This window comes from Pseudomonas sp. 8O, from assembly GCF_902506495.1.
GTDB lineage: Bacteria > Pseudomonadota > Gammaproteobacteria > Pseudomonadales > Pseudomonadaceae > Aquipseudomonas > Aquipseudomonas chaetocerotis.
The window spans coordinates 2206610-2227457 of the sequence record NZ_LR733264.1; the positions used below are offsets into that span (position 1 = coordinate 2206610).

Consider the following 20848-nt stretch of genomic DNA (forward strand, 5'->3'; position numbering starts at 1 on the left):
AGCGTCCTGGGCTGCATTCCCACGCGGAGCGTGGGAACGATCAACTGTCCGGTTGCCGACTTTTACTCAGCGGGCGTGACGGGTTCTTGTGCTGCTTCTGCTTCCAACTTCAGCCTGTCAGCTTTGCTGATGTACTTGGGTTTGTTGCTTTTCGGCGCGAGTTTGGCATTGGCCTTCTTGGCGTGGGCTTCGAGTAGTTGCTTTATCTTTTTGCGGCGATTCATGTGCGTGCGTCTGTGCTGTCTTAAATTGATGGTGCCGGCGCAGAACGTCCTGGCCTGCATTCGCGCGCGGAGTGTGGGGAAGATAAAGCAGTCACGTTCCAGGCGGGCATGATCTGTAGTTTACTTTGAGTTCTTACGGTTGACCCATTCTTGCGAAGCATCGCCCATCGTCAACCCTTTAGCAGTCTTCATCCAGAGCATGAAATTACGGTCAAACTTAAAGTTATCACCGAACTTTGATTTGAAGTATCTACGAACATTCTGGGTGGTTTTATAGTTGTCTGTGATTAATGTGCTGTCATCGATATGGTTTTTATGCCAGTCAATCTGATTCATGGTTTGAAATTTCCTTTCGCTCAGGCGCGGTATCACTATTGAGGCTGATGATTTGCAGGCACTCACGCTTTATAGGGACGAACGATCAGCAACAACTCCAGTCACGTAGGGTGGATGACGCTTTTTCCATCCACCGGTTGTGCGGCGCATATTCGACCATGCGCGCCGTCCTGAGAATCGCGTTGCTCAACCAAGTGGCTTGTTGGCGTGCTCTAAAAGCCAGAAGCTTCGCGGCTGAAGCGGAATGCCGCCCAATCGTTCCTGCGGTTGGGTTCAGCTCCAGAGTGCGCTGATCGGCGTATGCGCCGGATAATGCGTTGCCACTTGCGCCTGCAGCAGTTCTCCACAAGCCAACGCATCGGTCAGGGCGTGGTGCGCCGAGTAGAGTGGCAGGCCGTAGCGCAGGCGGCTGTCGGCCAGGCGGATGGAGAGGGGCTCGCGGCCGCGTAGGCGGTCCCACCAGCTCACCGTGCGCTTGGGGTGCAGGCGGGCTTCCAGTTCCATGGTGTCGATGATGGGGAAGATCAGCCCTTCGCCCAGGTACTGGCGCACGGCCTGGTCGAGGAAGCTGCGCTCGATATTGCGGTAGTGCGCCACCACGACCTTGCCAGCCAGAGCTTCGAGCAGTTCGTCGAGTACGCTGGCCAGGCGTGGGGCGTGGCGGATGTCGCTGTGGGTGATGTGGTGGAAGGTGACCGATTCGGCGTTCAGCTCGCCGGTGGGTTTGACCACCCAGTAGCGCGCCTCGCTGCAGCGGATGCGTTGCAGGCTCAGCGGCACCAGACCAAGGCTGACGATGGCGTTTTCGCGTGGGTCGAGGCCGGTGGTTTCCACGTCCAGCGCCACCAGCGGGACATCCTCCAGAGGTGTATCAGCCGCGACGCAGCCGGCGCCGTAGAAGGCGCGCAGGCGCTGGTCGCGGCTGCTGTCGGCGAGGCTGGCGAACAGTTGCGGCCAGTCCTGGGGTGCGCGCTCGCTCATCGCGGGCGGCCCGCCGGTTGCGCCGGGTAGCGAAAACGCAGGAATTTCTGCGCGTTGCTGATCACCTGGAAGGCTTCCTTGAGGTGCTGGCGTTCGCTGGCGCTGAACTGTTCCGGCTCGATGTAGTTGCTCGGCGCGTTGCCGGCCTCGACTTCACGGGCCTGGTGGCGCACGCGCACCAGGCTGAGGAATTCGAAGGCATAGCGCAGGTGCTCCAGCGCCTCCTTGGGCAGCAGTTTGGTGGCAGCGATGGCGTCGAGACGGTCCAGCGAGTTCTGCGCCTTGGAGCCGCAGGCCAGGGCGTGCACGCGGATCAGGTCGGTGAGCGGCGCGGTGCCCCGGCCCTTGAGGTTGATGATGTTGCGGTGGCGGCCGTCGGTTTCCATCACGAAGGTGCGGAAGAAGCCCAGCGGTGGCGTGCGGTTGAGCGCGTTACGCGCCAGCGCGGCGAGGAAGGCGGGGCTGGCGCTGGCCTTCTGTGCCAGCAGGTCCTTGAGGTTTTCCACCAGCTCGGTTTCGCCATAGAGGCCATCGAGGTCGAAGAAGATGCTGGCGTTGAGCAGGGTTTCCGGGTTGGGCCGTTCGATCCATTCGCTGAAGTATTGCCGCCATACCTTCAGCGGCTGCCGCCACCTGGGGTTGGTGGCCATGATGCCGCCCTTGCAGTAGCTGTAGCCGCAAGCGGCCAGACCGTCGCTGACGAACTGCGCCAGTTCGGCGAAGTAGGCGTCGTGTTCGTCCGCATCGAAGCGGTCGTCGAGCACCAGGGCGTTGTCCTGATCGGTGAGCAGCAGTTGCTCGTCACGGGCCATGGAGCCAGCGACCATGAAGCAGTAGGGCACCGGCGGCGGGCCGAGCTTCTGCTCGGCCAGCTCCAGCAGGCGCTGGCTGAAGGCGCGGCCGATGCCGCTCATGGCGCTGCCGACCATGTGCGCACTGGCATCGTCGGCGACCATGCGCACGAAGGTGGCGCGCAGGTCAGGCAGCAGGCTCTTGAGCCCATCTACCGAGGTATTGTTGAAGATGCTGTTGACCAGATACAGGCTGCTACGCGACTCGTAGCGGATGATGTCGGCCAGCGCCACCACGCCCACCGGGCGGCGGCGATGCAGCACCGGCAGATGGTGGATGTTGTTGCGCAGCATGCACAGCATGGCCTCGAACACCGAGTCGTCGGCCTGCAGGGTGATGGGGTTGGGCGTCATGATCTGGCTGACCGGGGTGTCGCTGGGCAGGCCGGCGGCAACCACGCGGGTACGCAGGTCGCGGTCGGTGAGGATGCCGGCCATCACCTGGGTCTGTTGCTCGGCCACGTCCACCTGGTGCGGGTCGGGCCAGCGCGTGCCGGGATCGACGACGATCACCGAGGACACACTGTGCTCGGTCATCACCTGCGCCACCTGCTGGATCGGTGTATCCAGCGGCACGCTGACCGCGCCACGCGAGATCAGCTTGCGCACCTTGACCTTCATCAGCTCGCTGGCCTTGCCGTGGCTATCTTCAAGGGCGGACTTGAGCCGCGACTGACCTTCGGCCTCGACGAAGTCGGCGAAGCTGTCGAACTGCTCGCAGAGCTGATGGAACAGCGTGTCGGGAATGAAGTAGATCAGGCAATCTTCCAGCGCGGTGGCGCCCAGGCGCACCTTGTTGCCGCGCAGCAGGCCGGCCTGGCCGAAGATGTCGCCCTCGGTCAGACGATTGTGTAGTTCGCCGCCACGCCGGTGGATTTCCACAGCGCCGCTGCGTACGTAGTGCAGCTCGTGGATCGGCGCACCGACGGCGAGGATTTCGCTACCGGCCTTGAAGTAGCCCACTTGCACCTGGCGGGCGATCTCGTCGAGAGTCTGCTCCGGCAGATTGTCGAAAGGGGCGAAGCGATTCAGGTGGTCGCGGATCTCGATCAACTCGATCTGCATGCGGGCCTCGCTGACTGGCTGGCACTACAGGATACGGGCTGCCACGATGTCAGCGCAAAGTGAGCGGTCATCGGCCAATCAAGGAGAGGCTATGCAGGTTTCAGGATTAGGGTGGCTGGTGGGCGCGCTGCTGGTGCTCGGAGGCGCCACGGTTTTCTACTACAACCGCCTGGTGTTCAACCGTCACCGCGTGGCCGAGGCCGGCAGCGGCATCGATGTGCAACTCAAACGCCGCGCCAGCCTGATTCCGGCGCTGGTGGAATGCGTACGGCAGTACATGAGTTACGAGCAGAGCACGCTGCAGGCGCTGGTGCAGGAGCGCATGCGCGCGGTGCAACTGGCCGACTCGCCGCTGGGCCAGCGCGCGCCAGTGGAGGCGCAACTGGGCAGCCAATTGCGCCAGCTGTTCGCCCTGGTCGAGGCTTACCCCGAGCTCAAGGCCGACGACCAGTTTCGCGAGTTGCAGGGCAACATCAGCGAGGTCGAGAACCATATCCAGATGGCGCGGCGTTACTACAACGGCGCGGTGCGTGAGCTGAACGTGCTGGTCGAGTCGGTGCCGAGCAATCTGGTGGCGCGCCTATTTTCCTTTACCCCTGCCGAATACTTCACGCTGGATGATCCGCGTGACGGCCAGTCGCCGAAGATGGAGTTCTGAGCATGCACGGATGGCTGCGAGGGCTGTTGCTGTTGGCTGTCCTGCTGCCCGGCTTGACGCTGGCGCAGGAGGCGATCGAGGATTTTGCCGTGAGCCTGCAGGTCGAGGCGGACGGCAACCTGCTGGTGACCGAACACATCACTGTGCGGGCCGAAGGCCTGGACATTCGCCGTGGCATCTATCGTGATCTGCCGGTCAGCTATGCGTTGCCAATGGGGCTGGAGCAAAGCAGCCCGATCACCCTGCTGGGCGTGACCCGCGATGGCCGGCCCGAGTCGGTGCGCAGCGAGCGCAATGGCGCCTGGGTGCGCTTCTATCTGGGCTCGTCGAACATCCTGCTGGAGCCGGGGCGCTATCGCTACGAGCTGCGTTATCGGGTCGGGCGTGCCCTGTTGCATCACGCCGACGCGGACGAGCTGTACTGGAACGTCACCGGCAACGGCTGGATATTCCCCATCCGCCAGGCCTCGGTGGAGGTGCGCCTGCCGTCGGGCGCGCGCATTGGCCAACTGGCGGCTTATACCGGTGCTCAGGGCGATCGGGGCCAGGACTTCCAGATACTCGAACGGCGCGATGACTACCTGCGCCTGGCCACCACCGAGACGCTGCCGGCCCATCACGGCCTGACCGTGGCCGTGGACTGGCAGGCCGGACTGGTGCCACGGCCAGGCTTGGTGCAGAACGCCAGCCGCGCAGTGCTGGACAACCTGGGCGTGGGCATTGGCGGTGTGTTGCTGATCGGTCTGTTGCTGTTCTACCTGCGTGCCTGGAAGAGCGTCGGCCGCGATCCCCAGAAGGGCGTGATCATCCCGCTGTTCGAGGGGCCGCAGGGCATGAGTGCGGTGCAGGCGGGCTACCTCTGGCATCGCGGGTTGCGCGGCGCTTTCGGCGAGGCACGGGCCTTCAGCGTGTGGCTCACCGACATGGCCATCCGCAAGCACCTGCATATCGAGGACAAGCCGCACGGCGGTGGTTTCAGCCTGGCCCGCGACCAGGGCACGGGCGGCGACATGAGCGAGCTGGATCGTGACCTGCGCAAGCGCCTGTTCCCGGCCAACAAGGCCGGCATCGCGCTGATCATCGGCACCAAGTACGAGCCACGCCTGGCGGACGCGGTAGCCGGGCTGAGCAGCCAGCTGGGCGAGCAGGGCAAGGCCTGGTTCGCCAACAACCGCGGCATCTGGGCCTGGGGGTTGGTGTGGGCCGCATTGGCTTGCGCCGCCACCGTGCTCTTGAGTGGCCAGGGCGGAGATGAGTGGGGCACAGGTCTGGCCGGGCTGGTGTTCAGCCTGGGCTTTGGTGTGCCGGCACTGGTCGTGTTCAACATGGCCCGCCACCAGCCCAGCTTCGGCAAGCAGATGGGGCTGTACCTGGTGGCGCTGATGTTCGGCTGGCCGGTGCCCGTGGGGCTGATGATGATTGCGGCGGCGGTGTCGGTGCCGGCGTTGCTGCTGGTCGTCGCCTATGTCTTGCTGGTGCTGGTGTTCTATTACCTGTTGCCGGCGCCGACCCTGGAAGGGCGGCGACTGCTCGATGCGCTGGAAGGCTATCGCGATTACCTGCAACTGGCCGAGCGTGACGCCCTGGCCCTGGCGGGCGACGCCCCGGCGATGAGCATCGCGCTGTACGAGCGTCATCTGCCCTTCGCCATGGCCCTGGGCGTGGAAGACAAATGGAGCGCGCGCTTCAGCGAGGCCCTGGCCAGCGGCCTGATCGACCCGGCGCAGCGCGACTATCAACCGAGCTGGTACCACAGCCGCAGCAGCTACAGCTCGCCGCAGGCCCTCAGTGGCGCGCTGGCCGCCGGCCTTGCCAGCGCCACGGCCCTGGCGTCGTCACCGCCGTCGAGCAGTTCTTCGGGCGGCGGTGGCTCGTCCGGGGGCGGCTCCTCGGGTGGCGGAGGTGGCGGCGGCGGTGGAGGGGNGATGGTGAAGTCGACAGAAAGCCGAAAATTTGCAAGAACTACAAATTATCTATCACGTATCCAAGGGATAGCGCCTAACCGCGAGATCCCAACCGAATTGCTTGACGACCATAGAGCGTTGGAACCACCTGATCCCATCCCGAACTCAGTAGTGAAACGACGCATCGCCGATGGTAGTGTGGTGCTTCACCATGTGAGAGTAGGTCATCGTCAAGCTCCTATACGAAACCCCAGATCGCCAACGCGGTCTGGGGTTTCTTCTTTGTGCGCCGGAAAACAACGCTTCGCGTAGGGTGCGCTACGCGCACCACCAATGACGCCGACATGCCGGTGCGCACGGCGCCTACGGGTTGGTTTTCTTCTCTGTGTAGGAAACAACGCTTCGCGTAGGGTGCGCTGCGCGCACCGCCAATGACGCCGACATCTCGGTGCGCACGACGCACCCTGAGGTGGACACGCTGCAGAGGCCGCTCGTGCAAGTCATCAGCGGTTACCTCGAATTTAAGTGTGTGTTCGCTATGGTCGTCTTGTTCTGATGAACCACAGGCCATCAATGCGCGACTTCCTTCGGAATGATCTCGATTGATAACTCCTGATCCTTGCGATCCAACCAGACGTGGCGAGCACTAAGGCATTCTCCTATGCGTCAATCGAGTCGTATCACCTTCCGCTCTACCTTCCGCATCAAGATCAGCGATCGAGAAAGCGACACGCTGATCGGTTATGCGGGCGATGTTTCCGAATGCGGGATGAAACTGCTGAGCGATACGCCTGTGGAGCCCGGAAGCGAACTGAAGCTACGCGTGCGCATGCGTGATCGTCAGGGAGAGATGCGCCAGGTGGATGTGAACATGGTCTGTCAGTGGTCGCAGGAGAATACCCGCACAGGCTTCTTCGAAGCCGGGCTGGCCTTGCAGGAGGAGACGGCCGAGTACGTCCGACTGATCGACGGAATGCGCAAAGTGCGCAAGGAAAAGGCTTAGATGAGGCGGATGGAGGGGCGATGAAGGAGATCGCTCTGGCGCGGCAATCTTGTTATCAGGTCTGAGCGGGTCGATGCGAAGAACATCCACCCGCGTGCTCGACGTTTGCTGATCAGCCCAGCGTGCCGAGAATATTGACGCCCACTCTTTCCGGGATCTCGTTCTGCGACAGCACATGCAGGCCCGGGCTGAACACCCGCGCATACCGTGCCAGCAGCGGGCGTAGTTGCGGCATCACGGTAAGGATTGGCGGGTGCCCGTCCTTGCGCAACTTCTCCTTCACTACCGGCATGGTGTTCTGCAACTGATTGAGCAGGCTGGGCTCTACCGGGATGTTGTCCAGGCTCACCGCACCGGCCTGCTGGGCGATGGCCAGGGCATTGAGCAGGGTGTTCTCCAAGGCGTTTTCGAGAATGAACACCGACAGCTCCTGACGCTCGCCAGCGATCATGCCGACGATGCTGCGGCGCAGTGCGTAGCGCACGTCCGAGGCCAGCAGTACCGGGTCTTTGGTCGATTCACTGGCTTCGAGCAGCGTCGTCGCGATGGTGACGATATCCTTGAGCGGCACCTGCTCCTGCAGCAGCTGGCGATAGACACGGTGTTGCTGGGTGTAGCTGAGCTGACTCTTCAGGCTGTCGGCCAGCTTCGGCGCCTGCACCTGAAGACGCTGCATCAGATGATCGACGTCGTCGTGCTTGAACACATCGGGCAGATGTTCGCGGATGACCTTGTTCAGGTGCGTGGCGATAACGCTGGCACAGTCGATGACCTGGTAGCCGAGATTCAACGCACGCGCCTTGTCCTCCGGCTGGATCCACACGACCTGCATGCGATAGGCCGGATCTACGCCGAGGATGCCATCGATCTCGCCGTAGAGCTCCGGTGAGGGGATGGCCATCATGCGATCAGCATGCAGCTCGGCGCTGTCGATCTTCTCGCCATTGATCTGGATGCTGTACTGCGATGCCTTAAGGCGCAGGCTGTCGCGGATATGCACTTCCGGCAGCAGGAAGCCGAGGCTTTCCGATAGGGTCTGACGTACGCCGCGCACACGCTGTGTCAGAGGCGCGCCGGCGGCTTCGTTGACCAGGCCGACCAGTTTGTAGCCCAGCGACACGGACAGACGTTCGACCAGCGGGATGTCCTCCCACACCATGTTTTGCGCGCGTTCCTGTTCCATCGCCTTGCCCAATGCCTCGACCTGTTCGAGGCTGGCTGCTTCAGTGGGTGGGCCATTACGAGCTACCATCCAGGCGATGAAGGCCACCAGAGCGGCGAAGCTGATGAAAGCCAGGTGCGGCATGCCTGGCACCAGTGCCAGGGTGAACAGAATTCCGGCCACGGTATAGAGCAGTGCCGGTTGGGCCAACAGCTGGCGATTCACCTGCTGGGTGATGTCCGAGGATTCGTTGATCCGCGTGACGATGATCGCCGCCGCAGTGGACAGCAGCAGTGCCGGTATCTGCGCTACCAGGCCATCACCGATGGTCAGCAGGGCGTACTGCTGGAAGGCCTGGCCTGCGCCCAGGTCGTAGACGAACAGGCCGATGGCGAAGCCGCCGAACAGGTTGATCAGGAGGATCAGAATACCGGCGATGGCATCGCCACGGACGAACTTCGAGGCGCCGTCCATGGCCCCGTAGAAGTCGGCTTCCTTGGCCACTTCCGCGCGGCGGCGCTTGGCTTCGTGTTGCTCGATCAGGCCGGCATTGAGGTCGGCGTCGATAGCCATCTGCTTGCCCGGCAAGGCATCGAGGGTGAAGCGCGCGGTGACCTCGGAGATACGCTCGCCGCCCTTGGTGATGACGATGAAGTTGATGATCATCAGGATCACGAACACCACCAGACCGACGATGAAGTTGCCGCCGATCACGACCTCACCGAACGACTCGATCACCTTGCCCGCTGCGCCGGTACCGGTATGGCCTTCGAGCAGCACCACGCGTGTGGAAGCAACGTTCAGGCACAGGCGCAGCAGTGTGGTGATCAGGATCACCGTGGGGAACAGGGAAAAATCCAGCGGGCTCTTCGACGATACGCTGACCAGCAACACCAGGATGGCCATGGCGATGTTGAAGGTAAAAAGGGCATCGAGCAGCACCGGTGGCAGCGGCAGGATGACCATGGCCAGGATCGACAGGATCAGCACCGGAATACCGATACGACCGCTGCGGAAGGTGGGCGCGAGTTGCTGCAGTAGGTTCATGAATCAGCCCCTGTTGGCCAAGCTGTCGGGAATCGGGAGGTTGCTCGCCAGTTCTGGCTTGCCTCTGCGCCCCTGGCGCCAGGCCTTGAGCTGCAGGATGTAGGTCAGCACATGGGCCACGGCGGTATATAGCGGGGCCGGGATCTGCTGGTTGATCTGGGTGGTGAAGTAGATGGCGCGTGCCAGCGGTGGTATTTCCACCACTTCGAGTGCGTGCTTGGTGGCCATCTGGCGCATGTATAACGCGGTTTCATCGACGCCCTTGGCCAATACGAATGGCGCGGCGGCCTTTTTGGTGTCGTACTTGAGCGCCACGGCGTAATGCGTCGGGTTGACGATGACCACGTCGGCGTTCTTGATCACCTTGCTGATCTGCCTTTGCAACATCTGCCGTTGCAGCTGCTTGATGCGCGCCTTGACCTCGGGGCGGCCCTCCTGGTTCTTGTGCTCCTCCTTGCGCTCCTGCTTGGTCATGCGCATCTTCTTGAGGAAGAAGTAGCGCTGCAGCGGGATGTCGATGAGGGAAAACACCACGAAGATCAGCATCAGGCACAGGGTCAGATTGAAGGTCAGGTTCAGGGCCGCCGAGATCGCCTCGAACACGCTGCTGCGTTGCAGCGCGATCAGGTCCGGGAGGGCCGCGCGCACCAGGACATAGCCGACACCGAGCAGCACCAGTACCTTGAGGATCGACTTGAGCAATTCACTCCAGTTCTGCGCCGAGAAGATCTTGCCCAGGCCGGTAATGGGATTGAGCTTGCTGAATTTCGGGGCAAAGTTTTTCGCGGAAAACACCCAGCCGCCTGGCACCAGGGACAGCGCTACCACCAGCACGGAGGTGAGCAGCAGGGGCGACAGCAGTTTGATGAACACCAGCATGTTGTAGCCAAGCAGGGTGTCGAGGTCATCCAGGCCGATCTCGCTATGCCCGAACTGGATGTACGACAGGCGGAAACTGTCGCTGAGCCCCTCCAGGAAAAGCCCGGCGCTGAACTTGAGGATGAACAGGGTGGCGATCAGCGAGATGGTGGTCGACAGGTCCTTGGAGCGCGCGACCTGGCCGTCATCCTTGCTCTTTTTCAGTTTTTGCGCGGAGGCCTCTTCCGTCTTTTCCTGGCCGCTGTTCTGCTCAGACATCGCCGCCCTCGCGCAGAATCACACCGATGCCGTTGAGCAGCTCGCGGGTCAGGTGCAGGTAGCTGTCGGGCAGATTGGGCAGAGTCAGATAGATGCACAGCAGGCCCATCAGAATGCTGATGGGAAAGCCCAGGGAGAACAGATTCATGGCCGGCGAAATACGGTTGAGCAAGCCGAAGCAGAACTGCACCAGCGTCAGGCAGAACACCACTGGCAAGGTGACCAGCACGGCGGCGGCCAGTACCCAGGCGAAGGCCTGCACGAAGCTTTGTGCGCCCAGGTAATGCAGGCCGCTGCCGACCGGCCAGAACAGGAAACTCTGATACAGCACGCTGATGGTGACCAGGTGGCCGTCGATAGCGAAGAACAGCAGCACCAGCAGAATGAAGTACAGCTGGTAGATGATCGAGGACGACGACACGCCGTTCACCGGGTCGTTGTAGCGCGCCATGCTCATGCCCATCTGAGTCGACACCACCTCACCGACCACCATGAAAATGGTGAACACCAGTTGCAGGGTCAGTCCCAGCAGCACGCCGAAAGCGATCTGTTCCAATGCAGTCATCAGCCCCTTCAGTGAAAGCGGATCGATCTGCGGCATGTCCGGCAGCGCCGCGCCAAGGGCAATGGTCAAGGCCAGGGCGAGGAGGATGCGCACGCGCACCGAGACTGCCTTGTGATTGAACAGTGGCGCCATGCTGAGCAGGGCAACGATGCGGCAGAACGGCCACCAATAAGCCTGTAGACTGGTCAGATACTGGCTGGCATGCAGCACGGGTTCGGACATGCTTCAGCCCACCAGATGTCCGGCCTGCTTGAAGGTTTCGATGAACAGATCCCCCAGCGTGCGCAGGATCCAGTGGCCGGCGAACACCAGCATCGCCAGGGTGATCAGCAGGCGCGGGAGGAAGCTGAGCATCTGTTCGTTGATCTGCGTGGCCGCCTGGAAAATGCTCACCAGCAGGCCGCCGAGCAGGCTCGGTACTACCAGTACGCAGACGATCAGGCCAGTGATATAGACCGCGTGAGCCACCAGCTCGGCGGCATGTTCGGGCGTGAGCATCGCGTAGCCTCGCTAATAGGGCTGAATACTGGTGGTGAGGGTGCCGACCAGCAGCGCCCAGCCATCGACCAGAACGAAGATCAGCAGCTTGAACGGCAGCGAGATCATCATCGGCGAGAGCATCATCATGCCCATCGCCATCAGTACGCTGGCCACCACCAGGTCGATCACCAGAAAGGGCACGAAGATCATGAAGCCGAGTTGAAAGGCGGTCTTCAGCTCACTGAGTACGAAGGCCGGCAGCAGCAGGGAGAAGTCCAGCTGGGCCAGGTCCTCGGGCATTTCTTCACCCGCGAGGGCGACCAGGGTTTCCAGCGAGTTCTTGCTGGTCTGTGCCAGCATGAACTGGCTGATGATGCGCTTGCCTTCGCCCAGGCCCTGTTCGAGGCTGATCTGGTCGGCCTCGAACGGCACGTAGGCCTCGGTGTACATCTCCTGCCACACCGGTCGCATCACCAGCAGCGTGAGGCACAGGGCGATGCCGACCAGCACCGGGTTGGGCGGGCTCTGCTGCAGGCCGATGGCCTGGCGCAGGATGGCCAGGACGATGATGAAGCGGGTGAAGCAAGTCATCATCATCAACATGGCCGGGAGAAAACCCAGCAGCGTCATGATCAGCAGGATCTGCAGCTTGACGCTCAGGGTCTGGCCATCTTCGGTGTCGTTGAAGTTGAACAGGGTGATGTCGCCGGCCGCCAGGGCCAGCAACGGGCAGCACAGGGCTGCCAGCAGCAGGCCGGATTGCAGCAGACGGCGCAGCATCACACGCCCAGCCCGCTGAGGCCGCTACCGGACAGCTCGACGATGCGCAGGCCGTAGTTGCCGTTCATCACCACCACTTCGGCCTTGGCGAACAGCGCGCCGTTGACCTTCACGTCCAGTGGTTCGCCGGCCAGCTTGTCGAGGGCGATCACGCTGCCGGCGTCGACGTCCATCAGTTCCTTGAGGGTGATCTCGGTGGAAGCCACTTCCAGGGTGACGTTAACCGGGATCTTGCCGAAGAAACTCAGGTCCTGCTGCGGCAGGCTGGCAGGGGCTTGCTCCGGGACAGAGTCGCTGACGGCCTCATCGAGATTGAGGCCGGCGTCGTTGATCAGGCTGTCGAAATCGTTATCGGAAATGGGGCTGCTCATGGGGTCTTCACGCTCTCAAGAGAAGTCAGGAACAAGGAGCCGTCGTCTTCGAAGATGGCGCCGCGAAACAGCTTCTGCTGGTTGATCTGTACATCGCAGCGCTCCAGCAGGCGCATCGGCAGAATGTCGCCGGGGCGCAGGGCAAGCACTTGCGACAGTGGCATCTGCAGGCTGGCTACCACGCAGTCCAGGCGCACCGGCAACTGGCGAATCTGATTGAGCGAGTTGCCGCCCTGAGTCACCGGAGCCGGGGTCGTGAGGCGGCTGGTCAGCTCATCGACCAGCTGTGTATCCAGATAGATGAAGATCGATGCCTGGCTGCCGGTGATATGGCTGGTGAAGTGGAACTCTGCCACGTACTCCCAGGCTGCTTCTTCATAGGTGTTGTCGTAAGGCTCGAGCTTGCCGAAGGTCTGCCCGGCGAGAATCGAGCGGGCGAACAACTGAGTCACGTCCATACCCAGGCGGGTACGCATGCGCTGCTCCGACGTACTCACTGGCGGTGCTTCGTGGTTGGGCAGACAGGTGCCGCCGTAGTAACACTCCAGCGCTTCGGTCAGCAGGGCGCGGTCCATGGCGAAACCGACCTTGCCCAGTGTCGAGCGATACAGGCACTCGGCATCTTTATTCACGTGTTCGTGAATATCGACTCGCAGCAGTTCGAGATTGATTCGATAGTTACGCAGAAAGTAGTCACTGATAATGCGTGGATACTTACTGGAGAGCTCACGAATATAGTGGGGAATCTTGTGGTAATGCCGGCCAAGTTTCTGCGGTTTCAACCGGGTCAGACTGTCGGCGGGCACGCCATGAAGGACTTTTTTAATCCCGGTCATGTTGTGGGCTGTATTCCTGGTTGTAACTGCGCGTGCACCATCGAGCAACTCGATAGGCGTGCAGAGGATGTTTTGATATGCCGGCGGGCTTTGGCAGCAGTGCCTTGGCCATGGCGTCGAATTCATCCGGGAACAAGCATGCAGGCCCGTGATGACGAGGAGGAGTCTAGGCTGAGGGAGGGTGAGAAATTAAATCAATAGATATCAAATGCCGTTTTTGATAGCGATTTGCCGGCATTGATAGGAAATAACAACAAGTAATTCGGCGGTTTTCTGTGCGCTTGTTAACGTTTGCGCCGTGATCCGTTGCGCGTATATATGGCACGCCGTCAAGTGCTGGCGTAGTTGACCAATACAAGCGACGGAAAGTTTCGAAAGATTAAGGGGCCGCGTGAAAAAAATCTGTCATCTGTTTGGCAGTTTTGCACACAGGGTCGAATGCCGCCGCCAGGCTCATGAAAGACATCGGGTGATTTACCTTGAAGCATTCAACTCAAACGGTAAGTTACGCCTGCGACGAGTTGTTCAATGAACAGCTGGGGCAGCAACACATAGTCGTGATCGGTCAGGCCGATGCGGCCAGCGAGCGCCTGTTGACCGGTGGTCTGCTACGCCAGGGCTTTCAGGTACGCCGCTTCGCCAGCTGCCTGGAACTTGACCCGCGCGCACTGGAAGCTGCCAGCCTGGTGCTGGTGTTCGTCAGCAGCCTGGCGGGCCACACCCTTTATGCACAGGTAGACGCCATCCTGCGCCAGGTCGGTCGCGTGGGTGTAGTGCCGGTCGTGGAGTATGCCGACCAGGAGAAAGCTGCTGCCTTGCTCGAACTGGGCTGTGTCGACTACCTCCTGGCGCCTTTCAGCGAAGCCCAGCTCAGTGCGCTGCTGCGCCGTCAGGAATCGGCCAGCGCTGGCGAAGAGGGATTCGTTTCCTGCTCGCAGGCCGGCCGCCGTCTGCTGGCCATGGCGCAGCGCGTGGCCATGACCCGCGCGCCCATCCTGATCACTGGCGAGACCGGCACCGGCAAGGAGCTGATGGCCCGCTACATCCACCGTTTCTCCGCGCAGGATGATGCGCCTTTCATCGCCGTGAACTGCGCGGCGATACCCGAGCAGATGCTTGAATCCATTCTCTTCGGCCACGAAAAGGGTGCTTTCACCGGTGCCGTGAGTGCTCAGCCCGGCAAGTTCGAGTTGGCCAATGGCGGCACGCTGTTGCTCGACGAGATCGGTGAGCTGCCGCTTGGCCTGCAGGCCAAGCTGTTGCGCGTGCTGCAGGAGCAGCGCGTCGAACGTCTTGGTGGGCGTCGGGAAATTGCCCTGGACGTGCGCATCATCGCGGCCACCAACCGCGATCTGCAGCAGGAAGTGGCAGAGGGCCGTTTCCGTGCCGACTTGATGTTCCGTCTCGATGTACTGCCGTTGCACATCAGCCCGCTGCGTGAGCGCAGGGAGGACGTGCTGGCTCTGGCGCGGCGCTTCATCCGCCAGTACGCCCCGCAGGACGCCCGCCACGAACTGCTCACCGAAGATGCCTGCCGCGCGCTGCTGGCGCATGACTGGCCGGGCAATGTGCGCGAGCTGGAGAACTGCCTGCAGCGCGCGCTGATTCTGCGCAATGGCCTGTACATCCAGGCTCAGGACCTGGGCCTCAGCGTACCTGTGAGCAGCGTGCCAGAACAGGCGCCACGTCTGCAGCCGCAGGCGCTCGAAGGTGGCAAGGCAGCCTTGCGCGCGAGCGGCAAGTGGGCCGAGTACCAACATGTGATCGACACCATCCGCCGTTTCGGCGGGCACAAGACCAAGGCTGCCGAAAGCCTTGGCATGACCCCGCGCGCACTGCGCTATCGCCTCAATGCCATGCGCGAGCAGGGCGTTCAGATTCCCGTCTAGGAGAAGCAAAGGATGAATTCGATTAGCCAGGTGCAGCAGGATCTGCTGGGCCGTATGGAGCAACTCAAAAGTCTCAGCGAAGCGACGCCGATCAAGCCAGCGCAGGCCTTTGCCGTGCAGCCCGGTGAGCCGGGTTTTGCCGCTGCTTTCGACAATGCGGTGCGTGCGGTGGACGCGCAGCAGCATCGTTCCGGCGAGCTGATGGCTGCGGTCGACAGCGGGCAGAGCGATGACCTGGTGGGGGCGATGATCGAGAGCCAGAAGGCCAGCGTTTCGTTCAGCGCCCTGATGCAGGTGCGCAACAAGCTATCCAGCGCTTTCGACGACATCATGAAGATGCCGCTGTAAGCGGATCGGGGGCTGACGCGTGCTGCAGACCATAAGAAGCAAGCTGCCTGAACACGGGCTGAAACTCGATCCACGCATGACCCTGATCGGCCTTGCGCTGGTCGCCGCCTTGCTGGCGGTCGGTGTGGTGTTCTACCTCTGGCGCGACCAGGGCTCTTTCCGGCCACTGTATGGCAGTGGCGAAGCCTATCCGGCCGCCGAGGTGATGCAGGTGCTCGACGGTGACGCGATCATCTACCGCCTGCATCCGCAGAGCGGCCAGGTGTTGGTGCGCGAAGATCAGCTTGGCCGCGCGCGCATGTTGCTGGCCGCCAAGGGCGTGCAGGTCAAGGTGCCGGCCGGCTACGAGCTGTTCGACAAGGACGAGCCGCTGGGCACCAGTCAGTTCGTCCAGGATGTGCGCCTCAAGCGCAGTCTGGAGGGCGAACTGGCGCGTACGGTGATGGCGCTCAAGGGCGTGGAAGGCGCGCGCGTGCACCTGGCGTTGCAGGAGAGCAGCTCCTTCGTGGTCGGCAAACGTGAGCCGGGCAAGGCCTCGGTGATGCTGCAGCTGGCGCCTGGCTACAAGCTGGCGCCGGAGCAGGTCAGCGCCATCGTCAACCTGGTGGCTGGCAGCGTGCCGCAGCTTGACGCGGGCAATGTTCAGGTCGTCGACCAGTACGGCGCGCTGCTGTCGCGCGGTATCGACACTCTGGGCGGCCCGGTGCAGAACTGGCAGGTGGTCGACGACTACCAGAACAAGGCCGTGACCAATGCCGAGGCGGTGCTGGCGCCGGTGCTGGGCGGTGGCAATTACCGTATCAGCGTGTCTGCCGACATCGATTTCAGTCAAAAGGAAGAAACCTTCCAGTCCTACGGCGAGACGCCGCGCCTGCGCAACGAAGTGCTGCGCGACGAGAGCGTGCTCGATCAGTTGGCACTCGGCGTTCCCGGCGCGTTGGCCAACCGTCCGCCGCAGCCTGCGCCGGAGCCGCCTGCCGATCAGGCGCAGGCGGGCGCTCAGGCGGAGCCTGCCAATCCGGCGGCGACCTCGCTGCGCAAGGAGTCCAATCGCCAGCTGGATTACGACCAGAGCGTCACTCACGTCAAACACGCGCCCTTCAGCCTGCGTCAGCAGAGCATCGCCGTGGTGCTCAATGCCGCCGTGGCGCCAGAGGGTGGCTGGACGCCCGAGGCGCGCGCCGAGCTTGAGGCGATGGTCAAGAGCGCGGTGGGATTCAACCAGGCGCGCGGTGATCTGCTGACGCTGAGCGTCTTCCCCTTCACCGATGCCGGTATCGGCAGTGCCGGCGACGAGCTGCTGCCCTGGTGGGAAAACGCCAAGGTGCATGACCTGGCCAAGCTCGGCGTGTTCGCCCTGATCAGCCTGCTGCTGTTGCTGATGGTGGTGCGCCCTGCAGTACGCAGCCTGAGCCAGCGCAGTCAGTCTGGTGCGCCTGTGGCGGTCGAGGGCGACGAACAGCTCGCGCTGCACGCCGAGCGCGCAGCGGAGCGCCTGCTGGCGCGCGTTGGCGACGATGCGCCGGGCGCTACCGTACTCGGCGAACTCAGCCCCCTGTCGGAGATTCGCCTGCCGGCGCCTGGCTCGGGCCTGGAGCTACAGATCGAACACCTGCAAATGCTGGCCAAGAACGATCCCGAGCGTGTCTCGGAAGTCATCAAACAGTGGATAGGGCGTAATGAACGAGACCTCAACCCAGCCTGACGGCCGCGGCGGCTCCACCGCCCAGGAAATGCGCCTGCGCGTGCAGAAGCGTTCGCTGAGTACGTCCGAGCAGGCCGCCATTCTCATGCTGAGCATGGGTGACGAGATTTCTGCCGGGGTGCTCAGGCACTTCTCGCGCGAGGAGATCGTCAGCATCAGCCAGGCGATGGCGCGGCTGTCCAACGTCAAGCAACCGATGGTTTCCGACGTCATTGGTCGCTTCTTCGAGGACTACAAGGAGCAGAGCAGCATCAAGGGCGCCTCGCGCGGCTACCTCGACGGCATGCTCAGCAAGGCGCTGGGCAGCGAAATTACCCGCTCCCTGCTCGACAGCATCTACGGCGAGGAGATCCGCGCCAAGATGGCCAAGATGGAGTGGCTCGACCCGAAGCAGTTCGCCGCGCTGATCGCCAAGGAGCACGCGCAGATGCAGGCGGTATTCCTCGCCTTCCTGCCGCCGGGCATGGCCAGTGACGTGCTGGAATGCATGCCCAAAGAGCGCCAGGACGAGCTGCTGTATCGCATCGCCAACCTCAACGAGGTCAACAGCGACGTCATCGCCGAGCTGGAGCAGTTGATCGAGCGCAGCCTGGCGGTGCTAAGCACGCAGGGCTCGCAGGTGCGCGGGGTCAAGCAGGCGGCGGACATCATGAACCGCTTCAAGGGCGATCGCGGGCAGATGTTCGAACTGCTGCGCGCCCATGACGATCAGTTGGTCGAGCGCATCGAGGATGAAATGTACGACTTCTTCATCCTCTCGCGGCAGAACCAGGACGTGCTGCAGGCGCTGCTCGAAGCCGTGCCGCTGGAAGAGTGGGTGGTCGCCCTCAAGGGCGCCGAGCCCGAGCTGGTACGCGCCATCACCGGCGCAATGCCCAAGCGCCAGGCCCAGCAGATGGAGTCGATTAACCGGCGCCAGGGCCCGGTGCCGTTGAGCCGTGTCGAGCAGGTGCGCAAGGACATCATGGCCGTGGTGCGCGAAATGTCGGCCAGCGGCGAGCTGCAGGTGCAACTGTTCCGCGAACAAACGGTGGAATGACATGACGGTCAAGGTAATCAGCGGCGACGTCCGCCCGTGGCGCGCCTATCGCTTCCCCCCGCGCAGCAGCCAGCCAACCGTGGACTGGAGCGGCGATGCCGCCGGCCTGCAGCGTGCCATGGCCGATGGCTTTCAACAGGGCATCGAGAAGGGTTACCAGGACGGCCTGCAGCAGGGTGAGGAAGCCGGGCGTCAGACCGGCTTCGAGCAGGGCCGCGACGAGGGAATGAAGGTCGGGCGCGAGCAGGGGCGCAGTGAAGGTCGCCGCGAATTCGAGCTGGCCGCCCAGCCACTGCAACAGATCAGCGAGAAGGTCGAGCAGTACCTGGGCGAGTTGGAGCACAAGCGTCGTCAGGAGCTGCTCGAGCTGGTCAAGAAGGTATCGCAGCAGGTGATCCGCTGCGAACTCACGCTGCATCCGACCCAACTGCTGGCGCTGGTCGAAGAGGCGCTGACCAGCATGCCCGGCGAGCCCGAGGACGTTCAGGTATTGCTCAGCCCCGAAGAGTACGCGCGGATCAGGGCGCTGGCGCCGGAGCGTGCGGCGAACTGGAAGCTGGTCGCCGACGAGCGCCTGGCGTTGGGCGAGTGCCGCGTGGTTACGCCGCAGGCCGAAGCCGACGTGGGTTGCCAGCAGCGCCTGGACGCTTGCATCGACACCCTGGCCGAACATCTGCATCTGACCGAGGCCTGATCCCGCATGCTGGATTACAAGCTCGACGAAGCGCTGCGCTCGCTCGATGGCGTGCAACTGGCCAAGGTGGCCGGGCGCCTGGTGCGGGTCTCCGGCATGCTGCTGGAGAGCCTCGGCTGCCAGCGCAGCACCGGCCAGCGCTGTCGCGTCGAGCAGGCCGATGGCAGCCTGCTGGATGCCCAGGTGGTCGGCTTCAACCGCGATATCACCTACCTCATGCCGTTCAAGAAGCCGATCGGCCTGGCCGCCGGCTCACGGGTATTCCCGGCCAAGGACGAAGCGCTGCTGCAGATCGACGAATCCTGGTTAGGGCGCGTGGTCAACGGTCTTGGCGAGCCGCTGGACGAGCGCGGCAAGCTCAGCGGACGCGACCCGTTGCCGGTCGAGCTGCCCAGGGTCAACCCACTCAGACGTCGCCCGGTGGAGGCTGCGCTGGATGTCGGCGTGCGCGCCATCAATGGCCTGCTGACCCTCGGCAAGGGGCAGCGTGTCGGCCTGTTCGCCGGCTCCGGGGTGGGCAAGAGCGTGCTGCTGGGCATGATCACCCGGCAGACCAAGGCCGATGTGGTAGTGGTCGGGCTGATCGGCGAGCGCGGGCGTGAGGTGCAGGAATTCATCCTTCACTCGCTCGGCGAGGAAGGGCTGCGCAAGGCCGTGGTCGTCGTGGCGCCGGCCAATGAATCACCGCTGATGCGCCTGAAGGCCACCGAGTTGTGCCACAGCATCGCCGCCTATTTCCGCGATCAGGGCCAGGACGTGCTGCTGCTGGTCGACTCGCTGACTCGCTACGCCATGGCTCAGCGTGAGATCGCCCTGGCCCTCGGCGAGCCGCCGGCGACCAAGGGCTATCCGCCATCGGTATTCGGCATGCTGCCGGAGCTGGTGGAAAGCGCCGGCAATGGTGAGAGCGGCAGCGGCAGTCTCAGTGCCATCTACACCGTGCTGGCCGAAGGCGACGACCATCAGGACCCGATCGTCGATTGCGCGCGGGCGATTCTCGACGGCCATATCGTGCTCTCAAGGCGTCTGGCGGATGTCGGCCATTACCCGGCCATCGACATCTCCGCTTCGGTCAGCCGCTGCATGAGCCAGGTCGGTGAAGCAGCACATCTGGCGGCCGGGCGTCAGTTCAAGGAGTTCTACAGCACCTTCGAGAAGATCAAGGAGCTGATCCCGCTCGGCGGCTATACGCCGGGTATGGATGCCAAGACCGACCGCGCCGTGCAGCTGGCGCCCAGCCTCGAGCGCTTTCTGCGCCAGGAGGTCGGCAGTGGCGCCGAACTCGGCGCCAGCATCGCCACCTTGCAGAGCATCATCAAATGAAAGAACAGCTGGAAGTGCTCGGCCGCCTGGCCAGCCTGCGTGGCAACCGTGTGCAGCAGATGCTCGGGCGGGTCAGCTATCAGCAGAACCTGTGTCAGCGCTACCGCAACAACATCACCGGGCTTAGCCGCTTGTGCGGTTTCAGCGTACCGATGACCACGCCGCTGCAGCGCGACAATCAGCAGCGCTACAAGGCGACGCTGTACAAGATGGTCGAACTGCAGCGCCGCGAGCTGGCGCTGGCCGAGGAGAACCTGGCGCGCATTCAGCGTGAGCTGCTGGCGGCGATGCGCAGCGAGAAGGTCATCACCCAGTTTCTCGAAGGCAAGATGGGCGAGTGGCAGGATCTGCTTGCTCGTCAGGAGCAGAAGATCCAGGATGGCCTGGCCGCGCAGGCCTGGTGGCGAACCCAGGTCGGTTAATTTTTACCTGACGCGTTTAAGTTCTTGT

The 20848-nt window shown here is 62.8% G+C and carries 21 protein-coding genes and 1 rRNA gene; 11 read left to right on the forward strand and 11 right to left on the reverse strand.

Annotated elements, in window-relative coordinates; genetic code table 11:
* Positions 1-62 precede the first annotated feature (62 nt).
* The 4 genes from GV002_RS12955 to GV002_RS12970 all read right to left on the reverse strand — a co-directional run bounded on the left by GV002_RS12955 (position 63) and on the right by GV002_RS12970 (position 3457).
* Positions 63-224, reverse strand: a complete 162-nt coding sequence (locus GV002_RS12955) for a DUF2986 domain-containing protein (RefSeq protein WP_074855744.1) — start codon at positions 222-224, stop codon at positions 63-65.
* A gap of 120 nt (positions 225-344) precedes the next feature.
* A complete protein-coding gene (locus tag GV002_RS12960) occupies positions 345-560 on the reverse strand; it encodes a DUF6434 domain-containing protein (RefSeq protein ID WP_160018755.1) in 216 nt (71 codons plus the stop codon).
* Between the two features lie 273 nt (positions 561-833).
* Positions 834-1541 carry a 3'-5' exonuclease gene (locus GV002_RS12965; RefSeq protein ID WP_160018756.1) on the reverse strand — a complete coding sequence of 236 codons (708 nt, stop codon included), beginning with the start codon at positions 1539-1541 and terminating at the stop codon, positions 834-836.
* Positions 1538-3457, reverse strand: a complete 1920-nt coding sequence (locus tag GV002_RS12970) for a DUF294 nucleotidyltransferase-like domain-containing protein (protein WP_160018757.1) — start codon at positions 3455-3457, stop codon at positions 1538-1540. The genes GV002_RS12965 and GV002_RS12970 overlap by 4 nt, the downstream gene beginning before the upstream one ends.
* A gap of 91 nt (positions 3458-3548) precedes the next feature.
* Here GV002_RS12970 and GV002_RS12975 point away from each other — a divergent pair, with 91 nt between their 5' ends.
* The 4 genes from GV002_RS12975 to GV002_RS12990 all read left to right on the forward strand — a co-directional run bounded on the left by GV002_RS12975 (position 3549) and on the right by GV002_RS12990 (position 7022).
* Entirely contained in the window at positions 3549-4115 is a 567-nt protein-coding gene (locus tag GV002_RS12975) for a LemA family protein (RefSeq protein ID WP_160018758.1), read from the forward strand.
* A 2-nt stretch (positions 4116-4117) separates the two neighbouring features.
* Positions 4118-6038, forward strand: a 1921-nt coding sequence (locus tag GV002_RS12980) for a DUF2207 domain-containing protein (RefSeq protein WP_160018934.1), incomplete at its 3' end; no start/stop codon positions are given.
* A 101-nt stretch (positions 6039-6139) separates the two neighbouring features.
* Positions 6140-6255: ribosomal RNA gene (gene rrf / locus GV002_RS12985) — 5S ribosomal RNA — on the forward strand.
* 425 nt (positions 6256-6680) lie between these two features.
* Positions 6681-7022, forward strand: coding sequence for a PilZ domain-containing protein (locus tag GV002_RS12990; RefSeq protein ID WP_160018759.1), 342 nt, complete (start codon positions 6681-6683; stop codon positions 7020-7022).
* Positions 7023-7134: 112 nt separating this feature from the next.
* Here the strand turns inward: GV002_RS12990 and flhA are convergent, their stop codons facing one another.
* From flhA to GV002_RS13025, 7 genes are read right to left on the reverse strand one after another with little or no spacing between them, the layout of a single operon-like run.
* On the reverse strand, positions 7135-9231 hold the full coding sequence (gene flhA, locus GV002_RS12995) for a flagellar biosynthesis protein FlhA (protein ID WP_160018760.1): 2097 nt from the start codon (positions 9229-9231) through the stop codon (positions 7135-7137).
* Positions 9232-9234: 3 nt separating this feature from the next.
* The gene (gene flhB / locus GV002_RS13000; protein ID WP_160018761.1) at positions 9235-10368 is read right to left on the reverse strand and encodes a flagellar biosynthesis protein FlhB; all 1134 of its coding nucleotides are present in this window, start codon (positions 10366-10368) and stop codon (positions 9235-9237) included.
* Entirely contained in the window at positions 10361-11155 is a 795-nt protein-coding gene (gene fliR, locus GV002_RS13005; RefSeq protein ID WP_160018762.1) for a flagellar biosynthetic protein FliR, read from the reverse strand. The genes flhB and fliR overlap by 8 nt, the downstream gene beginning before the upstream one ends.
* 3 nt (positions 11156-11158) lie before the next feature.
* A complete protein-coding gene (locus tag GV002_RS13010) occupies positions 11159-11431 on the reverse strand; it encodes a flagellar biosynthetic protein FliQ (protein ID WP_037051071.1) in 273 nt (90 codons plus the stop codon).
* 12 nt (positions 11432-11443) lie between these two features.
* Positions 11444-12193, reverse strand: a complete 750-nt coding sequence (fliP, locus tag GV002_RS13015; RefSeq protein ID WP_160018763.1) for a flagellar type III secretion system pore protein FliP — start codon at positions 12191-12193, stop codon at positions 11444-11446.
* Positions 12193-12564 (reverse strand): flagellar motor switch protein FliN, encoded by a 372-nt coding sequence (gene fliN / locus GV002_RS13020; RefSeq protein ID WP_021490734.1) that lies wholly within the window; start codon positions 12562-12564, stop codon positions 12193-12195. The genes fliP and fliN overlap by 1 nt, the downstream gene beginning before the upstream one ends.
* Positions 12561-13400 carry a FliM/FliN family flagellar motor switch protein gene (locus GV002_RS13025; protein WP_160018764.1) on the reverse strand — a complete coding sequence of 280 codons (840 nt, stop codon included), beginning with the start codon at positions 13398-13400 and terminating at the stop codon, positions 12561-12563. The genes fliN and GV002_RS13025 overlap by 4 nt, the downstream gene beginning before the upstream one ends.
* A gap of 479 nt (positions 13401-13879) precedes the next feature.
* Between GV002_RS13025 and GV002_RS13030 the strand changes: the two genes are divergently transcribed.
* The 7 genes from GV002_RS13030 to GV002_RS13060 are packed head-to-tail and all read left to right on the forward strand — an operon-like array spanning position 13880 to position 20820.
* Positions 13880-15289 (forward strand): sigma-54 interaction domain-containing protein, encoded by a 1410-nt coding sequence (locus GV002_RS13030; RefSeq protein ID WP_160018765.1) that lies wholly within the window; start codon positions 13880-13882, stop codon positions 15287-15289.
* Between the two features lie 12 nt (positions 15290-15301).
* Positions 15302-15637: a flagellar hook-basal body complex protein FliE gene (locus GV002_RS13035; RefSeq protein WP_074918704.1), complete on the forward strand. Its 336-nt coding sequence runs from the start codon at positions 15302-15304 to the stop codon at positions 15635-15637.
* 19 nt (positions 15638-15656) lie between these two features.
* Positions 15657-17342: a flagellar basal-body MS-ring/collar protein FliF gene (fliF, locus tag GV002_RS13040; RefSeq protein ID WP_160018766.1), complete on the forward strand. Its 1686-nt coding sequence runs from the start codon at positions 15657-15659 to the stop codon at positions 17340-17342.
* The gene (locus GV002_RS13045) at positions 17317-18381 is read left to right on the forward strand and encodes a FliG C-terminal domain-containing protein (RefSeq protein WP_160018767.1); all 1065 of its coding nucleotides are present in this window, start codon (positions 17317-17319) and stop codon (positions 18379-18381) included. Before fliF ends, GV002_RS13045 begins: the two co-directional genes overlap by 26 nt.
* 1 nt (position 18382) lies before the next feature.
* Positions 18383-19075, forward strand: coding sequence for a flagellar assembly protein FliH (gene fliH / locus GV002_RS13050; protein ID WP_160018768.1), 693 nt, complete (start codon positions 18383-18385; stop codon positions 19073-19075).
* 6 nt (positions 19076-19081) lie between these two features.
* Positions 19082-20398: a flagellar protein export ATPase FliI gene (gene fliI, locus GV002_RS13055; protein WP_160018769.1), complete on the forward strand. Its 1317-nt coding sequence runs from the start codon at positions 19082-19084 to the stop codon at positions 20396-20398.
* The gene (locus GV002_RS13060) at positions 20395-20820 is read left to right on the forward strand and encodes a flagellar FliJ family protein (protein ID WP_072426154.1); all 426 of its coding nucleotides are present in this window, start codon (positions 20395-20397) and stop codon (positions 20818-20820) included. The genes fliI and GV002_RS13060 overlap by 4 nt, the downstream gene beginning before the upstream one ends.
* The last annotated feature ends 28 nt before the right edge of the window (positions 20821-20848 follow it).